The following is an 11,701-nucleotide window of genomic DNA, read 5'->3' as shown; positions in this document are numbered from 1 at the left end:
CCGGCGGCGTACGGACCGGCACGGTCCTCGTCGAGCAGGGCCGGATCCGCTCCGTCGGCTCCGAGGCGCCCCCGCCGGGTACCCCCGTCCTCGACGCCGCCGGAGGGTACGTGCTCCCCGGCCTGATCGACTCCCATGTGCACTTCCGCACCCCGGGGCTCGAGCACAAGGAGGACTGGACGCACGGCAGCCGCGCCGCCGTGGCGGGCGGTGTCACCACGGTGCTGGACATGCCCAACACCCAGCCGCCCGGGCTGGACCCGGCCGCGCTCGTCGAGAAGGCCGAGCTCATCGCCGGCACCTCCCTCGTCGACTACCGCTTCCACCTGGGCGCAGACCCGCTCCGCCCGGAGATCCTCGCCGACCTCGACCCGCAGATCGCCACCAGCGCCAAGGTCTTCATGGCCGGCCACCACACAGCCCCCACCGTGGTGCGCCAACCCGCCCAGCTGGAGCGGATCTTCGAGGCGGCGGCCGCCGGCGGCGTGCAGCTCGTGCTGCACGCCGAGGAGGAGGCCCTGTTCGAGCTGCTGGACCAGTGGCACGGCACGCCTCCGCAGCAGTACGGCGACTACGAGCGCCGCCGTCCGCGCAGCGCCGGCATCGCCGCCGTCGCCCGGGTGCTGGACCTGGTGCGCCGGTACGGCACCCGCGCGCACATCCTGCATGTCTCCAGCGCGGAGGAGACCGACCTGCTCACCGCGGCCCGGGCCACTGGGCTGCCGGTGACCTTCGAACTCACCGGCCACCACCTGTCGTTCACCGACGCGGACAGCACGCGCATGGGCGCACGCAGTCGGCTGTCCCCGTCGATCCGGAGCGAGGCGGACCGGGAGCGGCTCTGGGAGGCGCTGCGCGACGGCGCGGTCGCCACCCTGGGCAGCGATCACGCACCCCACACCCTGCGGGAGAAGATCCGCCCGGTGCCCGAGGCGCCGCCCGGTATGCCCGGCGTCCAGGAACTCGCCACCGCCGTCTGGACCGGGATGCGGCGGCGCTGGCCGCACGAGAACGCCGACGCCGCGATCCTGCGGCTCGTCGAGCATCTCGCGCACCGACCGGCCGAGTTGTTCGCCCTGCCCGGGAAGGGACGGCTGGAAGTCGGGTCCGACGCCGACCTGGTGGTCTTCGATCCGGACCAGACCTGGACGCTCTCCGCCCACGAGGTGCACGCCAAGTGCGGCTGGTCCGCCTACGAGGGCTGGACGATGACCGGACAGGTCCGCACCACCGTCACCGGAGGGCGCATCGCCTGGGACGTGGCGACCCGCCGCTTCGGCGAGCCGCTCGGCCGCCTCCTGCCCAGCGCGAACGCCACGGCGGGGAGGGCGCGATGACATCAGCGTCCCCCATCGACAGGTCCCTGCGGGAGGGCGCCTACTGACGCGACATCACCGGCCACCAGCGCTGTCCAGATCTCTTTGCGGTCCGCTCCAGACCCGGCACCGACACTCGTCGTGCCGCGGGCTCCACTGCGGCTCCGGGGCCCCTCAAGGGATTGGACACCACGATGTGCCGCATATACGGATATCTGAACGCGTTCGCGGCTCCCAACGCGCTGCGGGCCGTCGCCGCAATCCAGCGGCACGGTGGACCGGACGGGACAGGGACCGCGCGTGACCAGGGCTGGGCGCTGGGCAACAACCGGCTGGCCGTCGTCGACCTGGACGGCGGCCGGCAGCCCTACCGTCTCGGCGAGGGGATCACCGCCGTCTTCAACGGCGAGATCTACAACGCCGACGAGCTCCGCGGCCAACTGCGCGCGAAGGGCTACACGTTCGAGGACCGTTGCGACGGCGGCGTGATCCCCGCCCTCTACGACGCCTACGGCGACGACTTCCTGTCGCGCCTGGACGGCATGTACTCGCTCGCCCTGGTGGACCGGCGGAACGGCCGGCCCCGGCTGCTGCTCGCCACCGACCACCTCGGGATGAAGCCGCTCTACTACCGCTGGGATCCAGGATCCCGCTCCCTGCACTTCTCCTCCGAGATCCCGGCGCTGCTCGCGTTCAGCACGTCCAACCCGTCCCTGTGGGAGCCCGGTCTGGACGCCTACCTGAGCAGCCGGACGCCGTTCGGGGAGCAGACCATGTTCGCCGGCGTGCGGGTGTTGCCGCCGGCGACCTCGCTGGTCTGTGAGCTGGGCGGGGTGCCGGAGCTGGTGCGCCGGTCCGGCGCGGCGGAGGACGGCGTGGGCATCCCCTACTTCGGGGACCACGACGAGGCGGCGGCGGGCGCCGACGTGCGGGCCCGGCTGCGGCAGGAGGTCGGGCGGCTGATGGTCGCCGACGTCCCGGTGGCCGTGATCACCTCGGGCGGACTGGACTCCAGCCTCATCACGGCGCTGGCCGCCCAGCACGCCGCCGAGGCGGGTCGCCCGCGGGTGCACTCCTTCAACATCGCCTACCGGGGCGCCTGGTCGTTCGACGAGCGGCACTTCGCCCGGGAGGCGGCCACCCGCGCCGGGACGGTGCACCACCAGGTGGAGATCGACCCGGCGGACTTCCCCTCCCTCATCGAGGACACCGTCTGGCACCTGGGCCAGCCCAACGCCGACCCGATCGCGCTGAGCACCGGGGCGCTGTTCGCCGCGGTCCGCAAGGCCGGCTTCAAGGTCGCCCTGACCGGTGACGCCGCCGACGAGGTCTTCGGCGGTTACGACCGGATGCTGGCGGCCGTGGCCGCGGGCACCGACCACCCGGACGGTGACGACTGGTTCCAGCCCTACCTGGACTCCCTGGCCGTGCTGCCGGCCCGGCTCCGGCACCGGCTCTACACCGAGGAGTACCGGACGCTCGTCGCCGACTACCCGGCGCTCCCCGAGGGGCCGTTGGAGACCCTCCGGCACGGTTCCGGCAGCAGACTGCGGCGGATCACCGACTTCGAGCTCGGCCAGCGCTTCCCCGCCTACCACCTGCGCCGCGTCGACCACCTGTCGATGGCGCACTCCGTCGAGGTGCGGCTGCCGTTCGGCCAGCGCTCGGTGCTGGCGGTCGGACGCGCCCTGCCGGACGCGCTGCGCATCAGGGACGGCAGGGTCAAGCGGGCGCTGTACTCGGCCGCCGCCGGACTGCTGCCGCAGTCGGTGCTCGACCGTCCCAAGCAGCCGTTCACCCTGCCGATCGTGGAGATGCTGGCCCCGGGCCTGCCGCTGTGGGACTTCGCCCGGGACGTGCTGCACCGCGACCGGCTCGCCGCCGGTGGCCAGCTCGATCCGCGGGAGGTGCGCGGCCTGTTCACCACCCAGGCGCAACGCCCGGACGCCACCACCGCGCTGACCCTGTGGGCGCTGCTCATCCACGAGGTCTGGCGGGAGCAGTTCGGTGCGGTGCGCACCGAGGCACTGGCGGTGGCGGCATGATCGGCCACTTCGCCTACGCCTACGGCAGCCCGTGTCCGACGGTCGTCCTCGACGCCCGGCTGCTCCCGGAGGACGACGCCGAGCTGCTGGCGGAGCTCACCCAGGTGCGCCGCCACCTGGCGGCCGGCGGGGCGGCGCACGTGCTGAAGATGGCGCTGGTCCGCCCCGCCGAACACCCCCTCTACGACCTCGACTACCGCTTCGTCCAGGCGCTGCCGCAGGCCCCGGACGCCTTCGACCTGAAGGGCTCCTGCGGGCACTCCATCCTCTCCTCGACGCTCGCGGCCGAGCGGTCCGGGATGCTGCCGCGGCTGAACGTCGGCGACCGGGTCCGCGTCAACGTCCTCAACAACGGGGACACCGTGGTCTGCGAGCTGGACCGGGTGGACCGCGAGGAGCACGAGTTCACCGTCTCCTTCGTCTGGCCGGACGCCCCGCTGCTGTCCGGGATGCTCATCACCGGTGAGCCGAGCTCCGAGCTGGAGGCGGACGGCGCCCGGCGCGAGGTCTCGCTCTTCTCGGCCGGCAACCCCTACGTCTTCCTCGACGCCCGCGCGCTCGGCATCGCGGACGCCGACGCGCTGTTCGCCGCCGGGGAGGACTTCTTCGACACCCTGGTCGGAGTCCGGCGCGCCGCGGCGGAGCAGCTGGGCTGGCCGCCCGCCGGCGCGTTCCCCAAGGTGGCCGTGGTGCTTCCGACGGGACCGGGGCAACTCGCCTTCCGCGCCGTCTCGGTGCCCTCCTGGCACCCGACGATCGCGCTCACCGGGGCCGCCTGCCTGGCTGCCGCGATCCGCACCCCGGGCACCATCCCCTGGCGGGTGGCGCGCGAGTCCGGCCCGACGAACGGGGTCGTCGAGATCAACACCCCGGGCTCGCGGACCACGGTGACCGCGGCGGTGCGGGAGGAGGCCGGACAGCCCGCGCTGCACTGGGTCTCCGTCGGCCGGAAGCGGGTCGCGTTCCAGGGCTCCTCGTGGCTGGAGCCGCTCGCGCACCGCCGGCCCGTGGACATCTCCGAGCTGCTGGCGGTGTCGACCGCCTGATGAGTGCCGCGGACGGCGGCGCGGGGCCTCGCGCCCCCGCAACATGCCTGCCGTCCGCGGGACATGACGATGGGACAGGACGATGCACGCACCGAATCCCGAGACCGGGTCCCGCGATACTGGGACGCGGCCACCACGCCCGAGGGAGGGACTGGCATGGCGCCCAAGGACGCCTCGCTGAGCCGAGGCAACTACGTCCGCTACATGCTCGGCATGGCGGTGGACTCGCTGGGCAGCGGGATGTACCTCCCGCTGTCGCTGCTCTACTTCCACCGGGTCACCGGGATTCCGCTCGTTCAGGTCGGCGCGCTGCTGACCGTCGCCGCGGTGGCCGGCCTGGTCGCCAACCCCTTCGGGGGCGCGCTGGTGGACCGGTACGGGGCCAAGGCGGTGACGCTGGCCACCTACGCGGTCCGCGCGGTCGGGTTCGGCGCCTACGCGCTGGTCGACAACCGGGTCGAGGTGCTCGCGGCGGCGACGCTGGTCGCCTTCGGCGACCAGGTGTCCCCACCGGCGAGCCAGGCGCTGGTGGCGTCGATCACCCGCGGCGGCGGCCGGGACAAGCTGATCGCCGCGCAGCGCGGCCTGCGCAACGCGGGCCTCGGGGCGGGCGGGCTGATCGCCGGGGCCACCGTAGCGGCGGGCACGCTCGGCGCCTACCGGACGATCGTACTGGCGGACGCCGCGTCGTTCGTGCTGGTGGCGGTGCTGGTGGCGGGCATCCCGATCGTGCACACCGGCACGGCGGCGCGTCGGGCCCGGCCGGGCCGCGGCGGCTACCGCGAGGTGTTCAAGGACCGGCCGTTCACACTGCTCACCTGCGTGAACCTGCCGACGGCGCTGGGCTACAAGGTGCTGTCGGTGATCCTGCCGCTCTACCTCACCCAGCGGATGGGCCTCTCGGCCTCCTGGGTGGGCGTCAACTTCGCCATCAACACCGCGCTCATCGCCCTGTTCCAGGTGCCGGTCACCCACTTGCTGAGGAACACGCGGCGGACCAGGGCGACCGCGCTCGCCGGGGCGGTCTTCGCGCTGTCCTTCGTCGTCTACGCGGCCTCGGGGGCGCTGCACGGCGAGACGGCCGCGCTGAGCGGGCTGTTCACGGGGACGGTGCTGTTCTCGTTCGGCGAGCTGATGCACGGGGCGACGTCCACGGCGCTGGCCGCCTCGGCGGCGCCGGAGTCGCTGCGCGGCCGCTACCTGTCCTTCTACCAGTTCTCCTGGGCGATCCCCGCGGCGCTGGCGCCGGTGCTGCTCAGCGCGCTGCTGTCGGCCTCGCCCCTCGCCCTGTGGATCGTGCTGGCGGTCGGGACGGGTGGAGCGGGACTAGCGCTGCTGCCGCTCGAACCGCGGCTTCCCCGGGAGGCGGTGTATCCCGAACCGCCGGCCACCGAACCGCCGGCCACCGAGCCACCGGCCACCGAATCGCCGGCTACGGCAACCAAGACCACCGGTGAGACGGCCGCCACGCCGAAGACCGCCTGAGACCGGACCGGACCGCACGGACGCGCGGACGGGGCCTGCCGGCCCCGGGCCGCGCACGGGCCGGTCAGTGGTGCCGGGCTCGTTCGAAAGTCTGGAGCAGGTCCGCCGCGACGCTCACCGCGATGGTGGCCGGCTCCTTGCCGGCGATGCCGGGGATGCCGATCGGCGTCTTGATCCGGTCGATCGTGGAGTCCGCGTGGCCGCCCTCGGTGGCCAGACGCTTGCGGAAGCGGGCCCACTTGGCGGCCGAGCCGATCAGGCCGACGGAGCCGAGCTCGGGGATGCGCAGGGCGGCGTCGCAGAGGGCGGCGTCCTCGGCGTGGTCGTGCGTCATGATCAGGACGTGGGCGCCCGGCGGCAGTTCGGCGAGCACCTCCTCCGGGAGGAGGGGCGTGTGGTGCACGTGGACCTGCGCGACCGAGTCCCCGAGGACGGCCAGGCGTTCGTCGGTCAGCTGCTCGGCGCGGCTGTCGATCAGGTGCAGGTCGACGTTGTGGCGGGCCAGGATGCGGGCCAGCTCCAGGCCGACGTGGCCGACGCCGAAGATGGCCACCGCCTCGACCACCGGCAGCGGTTCGAGCAGCACGGTGACGGCCCCGCCGCAGCACTGCACGCCGTGCCGGTTGGTGACCTTGTCGTTGAGCGCGAACTCCATCAGTTCCGGCTCCGCGTCCGGGTTGCCGATCAGTTCGCGGGCGCGGTCGATCGCGACGGCCTCGACGTTGCCGCCGCCGATCGAACCCCACGTCTCGGTCGGCCCCACGACCAGCTTGGCACCGGCCTTGCGCGGCGCGTGGCCGCGCACGGCCGCGACGGTCACGAGCACACCGGCTTCCCGGCGAGCTCGCAACCGCGCGACCGCGGCGACCCACGTCATCTCGGACATCGCTACTTCTTAGACCTTGCTCAGAGCGATCGCACCGACCGGAAGTTCGCCGGCGCGGGACTCGTGGTCCAAACGGACCGACTCGACGGCCCAGTAGACCGCCTCCGGCGTCGCGGGGCAGGCGAGGTCCACGCTGACGCCGGCGGGGCCGAACGCCGCCGCGGCCTGGCGCAGCGCCTCGCGGACCGAGAACGCCAGCATCAGCGGAGGCTCGCCGACCGCCTTGGAGCCGTAGACGGCGCCCTCCTCGGTGGCGTTCTCCAGCAGCGTGACGTTGAACTCCTCGGGCATCTCCGAGAAGCTCGGCAGCTTGTAGGTGCTCGCCGCCTGGGTCTGCAGCCGGCCGCGGTTCGGGCCGTCGCTGGTGTCCCAGCGCAGGTCCTCCAGCGTCAGCCAGCCCGCGCCCTGGACGAAGCCGCCCTCGACCTGGCCGATGTCGATCATCGGGGACAGGCTGTCGCCGACGTCGTGCACGATGTCCACGCGGCGGATGCGGTACGCACCGGTGAAGCCGTCCACCTCGACCTCGGTCGCGGCGGCGCCGTGGGCGAAGTACTTGAACGGCGAGCCGCGGAACGACTTCGCGTCCCAGTGCAGGCCCTCGGTCCGGTAGTAGCCGGCCGCCGAGAGCTGGACGCGCTGGAAGTACGCGGTGTGCACCAGGTCGTCCCAGGCCAGCTCCTTGTCGCTGCCCAGGGCGTGCGCGACGCCCTCGACGATGCGCACGTCCGAGGCGTTCGCCCCGAGCTGGGTGGCGGCCACCTGCAGCAGTCGCTCGCGCAGCTGCTCGCAGGCGTTCTTGATCGCCCCGCCGTTCAGGTCCGCGCCGGAACTGGCGGCGGTGGCGGAGGTGTTGGGCACCTTGTCGGTACGCGTCGGGGCGAGGCGCACCTTGTGCAGCGGGATGCCCAGCGTGGTCGCGGCCACCTGCATCATCTTGGTGTGCAGGCCCTGGCCCATCTCGGTGCCGCCGTGGTTGATCAGGACGGAGCCGTCCTTGTAGATCAGCACCAGCGCGCCGCCCTGGTTGAAGGCGGTGAGGTTGAACGAGATGCCGAACTTGATGCCGGTGATCGCGAGTGCCCGCTTGGTGTCGGTGTGCGCGGCGTTGAAGGCCGCGATCTCGCGCTTGCGGTCGGCGATGCCGGCGTCGTTCTGCACCTGCTGCCAGACGGTGGCGATCCGGTCGGCCTGCGTGACGGGCTGACCGTACGGCGTCGTCTGGCCCTGGCCGGGCTGGTAGAAGTTGCGCTCGCGCAGCTCCATCGGGTCCAGGCCGAGCAGCGGCGCGCACCGGCCCAGGATGTCCTCGATCACCAGCATGCCCTGCGGTCCGCCGAAGCCACGGAAGGCGGTGTTGGAGACCGTGTTGGTCTTGGCGATCCGGCCGGCGACGCGCGCGTTGGGGATCCAGTAGGTGTTGTCGATGTGGCACAGCGCACGGGCCAGCACCGGCTCGGACAGGTCCAGGCTCCAGCCGCCGTCCGCGGTCAGCGTGGCGTCGAGGGCCTGGATGCGGCCCTCGGCGTCGAAGCCGATCTTCCAGGTGGAGTGGAAGCCGTGACGCTTGCCGGACATGGTCAGGTCCTGGGTCCGGTTCAGCCGGAACCGGACCGGACGGCCCGTCAGCTTGGCGCCGAGCGCGGCGATGGCCGCGAACCCGTGCGGCTGCATCTCCTTGCCGCCGAACCCGCCGCCCATGCGCAGGCACTGCACGGTCACCTCGTGCGCCGGCACGCCGAGCACGTGGGAGACGATCTCCTGGGTCTCCGACGGGTGCTGGGTGCTGCTCTGGATGAACAGCTGCCCGTTCTCGTCGACCTGGGCCAGCGCCGCGTGGGTCTCCAGGTAGAAGTGCTCCTGGCCGGAGAAGCTGAATTCGCCGGTGAACACGTGGGCGGAGTCCGCGAAGCCGGCGTCGATGTCGCCGGTGACCATCAGCGGCCGGGCGCCGTGGAAGCTCTCGGCCGCGATCGCCTCCTCCACCGTGACCAGGGCGGGCAGCTCGTCGAGTTCCACCTCGACGGCCGCCGCACCGAGCCGGGCCGCCTCCAGGGTCTCGCCGAGCACCCAGGCGACGGCGTGGCCGAAGAACATGACCTCGTCGGGGAAGAGCGGCTCGTCGTGCTTCATGCCGGCGTCGTTGACGCCGGGCACGTCGGCCACGGTCAGCACGCGGACCACGCCGGGCACGGCGAGCGCGGGCTCGGTGCGCAGCGCGGTGATCCGGCCGTGGGCCTTCATGACCTGGACCGGGTAGGCGTGCAGGACGTCCTTGGTCCGCTGGACCAGGTCGTCGGTGTAGAGCGCGGTGCCGGTGACGTGCAGGCCGGCGCTCTCGTGCGGCATCGAGACGCCGACGACGGGCTTTTCGGGCCGCTCGGACAGATGGCTCACGACGACACCGCCTCACTGGTCTGTGCGTACAGCTTCTTCAGGCTCTGGCCGAGCATCGCGGAGCGGTAGATCGCGCTGGCGCGGTGGTCGCTCATCGGCGTGCCCTGGGCGCGCAGCACGTCCGCCGCGGCCTGGACGGTCTCCGCCGACCACGGCTTGCCCTCCAGGGCCGCCTCGGTGGCGAGGGCGCGGATCGGGGTGGCGGCCACGCCGCCCAGGCCGATGCGGGCCTTGCGGACGACGCCGTCCTCGATGTCGAGCGCGAAGGCGATCGCCACACTGGAGATGTCGTCGAAACGCCGCTTGGCGATCTTGTGGAAGGCCGTGACGGGCGCCAGCGGCAGCGGGATCCGCACCGCGCGGATCAGCTCGCCGGGGCGGCGCACGGTCTGCCGGTAGCCGGTGAAGTAGTCGGCCAGCGGGACCACCCGCTCGCCGTCGGCGTCGGCGAGCACCAGCGACGCCTCCAGCGCCAGCAGCACCGGCGGGCTGTCACCGATGGGGGAGCCGGTACCGAGGTTGCCGCCGAAGGTCGCGCTGTTGCGGATCAGGCGCGAGGCGAACTGCGGGAACAGCTCCGCCAGCAGCGGGACGGTGCCGTCGAGGCGGCGCTCGATCTCGGTGAGCGTCACCGCGGCGCCGATCTCGAGGTGGTCGGACTCGACGCGCAGCTCCCGCAGTTCGGGCAGCCGGTCGATGGCGACGACGCAGTTCGCGCGGCGGGAACGGATGTTCACCTCCACGCCCCAGTCGGTGCTGCCGGCCACGACCACCGCGTCGGGCCGCTCGCGCAGCACCTGCAGCGTCTCGGCCAGGGTGCTCGGGCGCAGGAAGACGCTGTCGTCCTGGGCGTAGGTGGTGGCGGCCGGCGCGGGAGCGGGCTGGTCGCGACGCTGCGCGAGCGGGTCGTCCGCGGCGGGCTCACCGACGGCGAACGCGGCGTCGCGGATCGGGCGGTAGCCGGTACAGCGGCACAGGTTCCCGCTCAGGGAGTGCAGGTCGAAGCCGTTCGGGCCGTGCTCGGCGTCGCCGTGGGCCTCCGCGTCCGCGTGGCCGTTCGCGTCGGCGTGCGCGGAGGCGCAGCGGTCGGGTCGGTAGTACTCGGACGCCATGCTGCAGACGAAGCCCGGCGTGCAGTAGCCGCACTGGGAGCCGCCGCGGACCGCCATCTCCTCCTGCACCGGGTGCAGGGTGGGCGGCGTGCCGTCCGCGCCGGGGGTGGCGAGGCCCTCGGAGGTGACGATCTCCTGGCCGTCGAGCGCCGCGACCGGGACCAGGCAGGCGTTGACCGCCACCCAGTCGGTCGGCTTGTTCACCCCGGGACGGGCCACCAGCACTGAACAGGCGCCGCACTCACCCTCGGCGCAGCCCTCCTTGGTGCCCGTGAGGCCGCGATCGCGCAGAAAATCCAGCACCGTGGTGTGGGGCGTCGCCGGGGAAATCGGCGTTTCTTTCCCGTTGACCGTGATCCGCGCCGCTACCATGGCACATCCTCATTTCGGTGCGCGGTCGATCTGATTATCCTAGTCGCCATTTCTGGGGCTTTCTCTTTGGTGGCGCGGCTCGAGAACACGGAGCGCGAATCAGCCGTTGCGGACGTGCCGCAGGCGGTGGCAGAGATCGGGTCCCGGGCCGCTGTGGGGCACACCGGGAAAGCGGCTGCTCAGCAGCCGTGTGCTACACGACCCAGAACCCAGGCGGTCCGGTGGACGAGGCGATGAAGATCGGAGAGGGTCGACATCCGGCTTCGCCTCCTTCCAGCAGCTCACGAGTCGGTGCGCTCGAAGTTACGTGCCGCAGGTCCGGCGGTCAAGGCAACGCGCAACCGCCGGACGGCAGTTTATATGATTCTACAAAACGATTACCGCAGGCGGGGCGGGTCGTTCAGCAATTACACCGAGGCATTCAGGTGCCCGGTGTCGTTCAGGGCCCGCACCGTGCCGGTGCCGTCCCGGTCGTACGTCACCGTCGACAGCGAGGCCGCCGCGACCTCCATGCGGAAGAGGCTGTGCGGCGGCGCCTGGAGGGCGAGGCGGAGCAGCGTTCTGACAGGGGCCACATGGGAGACCACCAGCACCGTGGCGCCGGCGTGGCGGGCGAGCAGGCCGTCCCGCACGGCGGCGACCCGGCGGGTCACCTGTTGCATGGTCTCGCCCCCGCCCGAGGGCGGAATCTCCGGTGAGTCGAGCCATGCTTTCAGGTCGTCCGGGTAGCGCGCACCGACTTCCGCGAAAGTCAGGCCCTCCCAGGCGCCGAAATCCGCCTCCCGCAGATCCGCCTCGGCCCGGACGCTCAGGCCGAGGCGGGCGGCCACGGCCTGAGCGGTCTCCTGGCAGCGCCGCAGCGGTGACGTGACGACCGCGTCGATGCCGCCACGGCGGGCGAGGGCGTCCGCCGTCTCCGCGGCCTGGCGGCGTCCGGCCGGCGAGAGACCCGGATTGGTGCCTCCGCTGCCGGAGATCCGTCGCTCGGGGGTCAGCAGGGTTTCGCCGTGCCGCAGCAGCACGAGCGTCGTCAGGTCCGACA

Annotated in this window: 7 protein-coding genes and 1 pseudogene; 4 read left to right on the top strand and 4 right to left on the bottom strand. The window is 72.5% G+C overall.

The window, feature by feature from the left end:
• The 4 genes from DN069_RS23255 to DN069_RS23240 all read left to right on the top strand — a co-directional run.
• On the top strand, positions 1-1,337 hold a 1,337-nt coding region (locus DN069_RS23255; RefSeq protein WP_111503840.1), incomplete at its 5' end, for a dihydroorotase.
• Between the two features lie 173 nt (positions 1,338-1,510).
• On the top strand, positions 1,511-3,361 hold the full coding sequence (gene asnB, locus DN069_RS23250) for an asparagine synthase (glutamine-hydrolyzing) (RefSeq protein ID WP_111503838.1): 1,851 nt from the start codon (positions 1,511-1,513) through the stop codon (positions 3,359-3,361).
• Positions 3,358-4,407: a PrpF domain-containing protein gene (locus tag DN069_RS23245; RefSeq protein WP_111503836.1), complete on the top strand. Its 1,050-nt coding sequence runs from the start codon at positions 3,358-3,360 to the stop codon at positions 4,405-4,407. Before asnB ends, DN069_RS23245 begins: the two co-directional genes overlap by 4 nt.
• A 156-nt stretch (positions 4,408-4,563) precedes the next feature.
• Positions 4,564-5,892, top strand: a complete 1,329-nt coding sequence (locus DN069_RS23240; protein WP_111503834.1) for an MFS transporter — start codon at positions 4,564-4,566, stop codon at positions 5,890-5,892.
• Positions 5,893-5,956: 64 nt separating this feature from the next.
• Here the strand turns inward: DN069_RS23240 and xdhC are convergent, their stop codons facing one another.
• The 4 genes and pseudogenes from xdhC to DN069_RS23220 form a co-directional block, all read right to left on the bottom strand.
• The gene (gene xdhC / locus DN069_RS23235; RefSeq protein ID WP_111503864.1) at positions 5,957-6,769 is read right to left on the bottom strand and encodes a xanthine dehydrogenase accessory protein XdhC; all 813 of its coding nucleotides are present in this window, start codon (positions 6,767-6,769) and stop codon (positions 5,957-5,959) included.
• 18 nt (positions 6,770-6,787) lie between these two features.
• Positions 6,788-9,175, bottom strand: coding sequence for a xanthine dehydrogenase molybdopterin binding subunit (gene xdhB / locus DN069_RS23230; RefSeq protein ID WP_111503832.1), 2,388 nt, complete (start codon positions 9,173-9,175; stop codon positions 6,788-6,790).
• Positions 9,172-10,659: a xanthine dehydrogenase small subunit gene (locus DN069_RS23225; RefSeq protein ID WP_111503830.1), complete on the bottom strand. Its 1,488-nt coding sequence runs from the start codon at positions 10,657-10,659 to the stop codon at positions 9,172-9,174. The genes xdhB and DN069_RS23225 overlap by 4 nt, the downstream gene beginning before the upstream one ends.
• Before the next feature lie 407 nt (positions 10,660-11,066).
• A pseudogene (locus DN069_RS23220) lies at positions 11,067-11,687 on the bottom strand (histidine phosphatase family protein); the annotation flags it as partial.
• Positions 11,688-11,701: the final 14 nt, after the last annotated feature.

Origin of the sequence: Streptacidiphilus pinicola (assembly GCF_003258295.1) — a bacterium.
Taxonomy (GTDB): Bacteria; Actinomycetota; Actinomycetes; order Streptomycetales; family Streptomycetaceae; genus Streptacidiphilus; species Streptacidiphilus pinicola.
The sequence above is the reverse complement of the archived record's forward strand: the minus strand, read 5'-3'. Positions and strand labels throughout refer to the sequence as shown.